Source organism: Pontibacter silvestris, assembly GCF_020907275.1.
Taxonomy (GTDB): domain Bacteria; phylum Bacteroidota; class Bacteroidia; order Cytophagales; family Hymenobacteraceae; genus Pontibacter; species Pontibacter silvestris.
In genome coordinates, this window is the sequence record NZ_JAJJWI010000080.1 from 1 (window position 1) to 1,321 (window position 1,321).

A 1,321-nucleotide genomic window follows, 5' to 3' on the forward strand; every position below is an offset into this window, starting at 1 on the left:
TACCTGAAAGAGAGGCTCCGGCCTCCAGACTTTGGATGCACTCTTCTGCTTGCTGCTGGCATCTATCCTCCTGCCAAACCTCATTTCTCTTCCATAAAGTATAGATGAGAACCAGCAATTTCTTCTGCACCGCCACGTAGGCCACCATCTTCTTTTTTCCCTTCCCCGTCAGGCGATCATATAGCGCTCGAAAAACCGGCACGTTTCGTCTCACCGCATGCAAGGCCGGCATATAGAGAATGCGTCTAATATGGCTGTTGCCTTGCTTGGATATCTTGGTCCTGCCATTCCTCTTCCCGGACTGGTTCTCCACTACGTCATAGCCAGCGTAGCTGGTAAGCTGCTTTTGGCTGGTAAAGAGGGCAAAGCCGTTAGTTTCGGCAATAACAGTGGCCGCCGTAAGCAAGCCCACCCCTTTGATGGAGGTCACCTTCGCTACCTTGTCACTGAGCAAAGGGTCCTCTTCGACGGTAGCCTTTATTTCCTCCTCAATGGCCTGCAGCTGCGTGTCGTAGAGCTTTAGGGTTTTCTGCAGCCTTCGCTGCGTGGTCTTACTGGCCAGCATGGAGTGGGTCTCAGCGTGGAGGCGGTTACTGACCTCGGTGCGCATCTGATGAATCTGCTCATGCTCACGGGTGAGTTTGCGCGGCAGGTAGAGCTGGCGGCTCATGGGCTGCCAAGGAACCAGGTTTCTTTCCGCTCCCATGTGGGCCAGGGCTTTGGCGTCAACCTTATCTTATGGCCCAGGCTCCTGGTATACTGCTTGACCCTGTTAGGAAGCACGATGATTACCTTCTGTTCCGCCTGATGCAGCTGCCAGGCCAAGTTTTCATGGTATACCCCGGTGGCCTCCATGATGAAGAGTAGCTCCATGGATGGATCTGCCCACTTGCTAACCCACTTGCTGAAATCGGCAAAGCCTTTGGGAGAGTTTGAGAATTTGCGGGAGGCTTTCACCACTACGCGCTGCTCAGTGGTAAGCACAGAGAAGCAGGCGTCAAATGTGTCTTTGGCGATGTCAGTGCCCACGGATTGCTTGATGATCTTCATGGCCTTAGAATTTAGAGATGTAAACAAAGATGCGAAACCGATGCTCTTCCCAATACTTCTCTCATGGTTTTATACAAGGTTACCCCAAGCGTTGGAATACCTTTAAGTACTGTCCAGTCTGAAGGAAGAAGCAGGCAGGTGGAATTTCCTCATGCCCAATATCACCAGGTGTATTTGCCGAAAGGGATTTTTGCCATCCTGCCTGTGGTTGCTTACCTGTTCCTACTTGTATTCTTTCTGTTGGATTCAAAGATATGAGCCGCAAGGGCAA

At 51.6% G+C, this 1,321-nt stretch carries 3 protein-coding genes; all 3 read right to left on the reverse strand.

Annotated features, from left to right (window positions below; genetic code table 11):
- A partial coding sequence (locus tag LN995_RS21625) for a transposase (RefSeq protein ID WP_229963176.1) occupies positions 1 to 706 on the reverse strand: 706 nt, incomplete at its 3' end.
- Complete coding sequence (locus LN995_RS21630; protein ID WP_229963177.1) at positions 667 to 1,050, reverse strand: IS110 family transposase; 384 nt, start codon at positions 1,048 to 1,050, stop codon at positions 667 to 669. The genes LN995_RS21625 and LN995_RS21630, both read right to left, overlap by 40 nt.
- A gap of 79 nt (positions 1,051 to 1,129) precedes the next feature.
- A partial coding sequence (locus LN995_RS21635; protein ID WP_229963178.1) for a hypothetical protein occupies positions 1,130 to 1,321 on the reverse strand: 192 nt, incomplete at its 5' end.

Bases quoted from the DNA above. Each gene is read 5' to 3' on its own strand.
- LN995_RS21630 (WP_229963177.1), bottom strand. From the start codon at position 1,050: ATGAAGATCATCAAGCAATCCGTGGGCACTGACATCGCCAAAGACACA.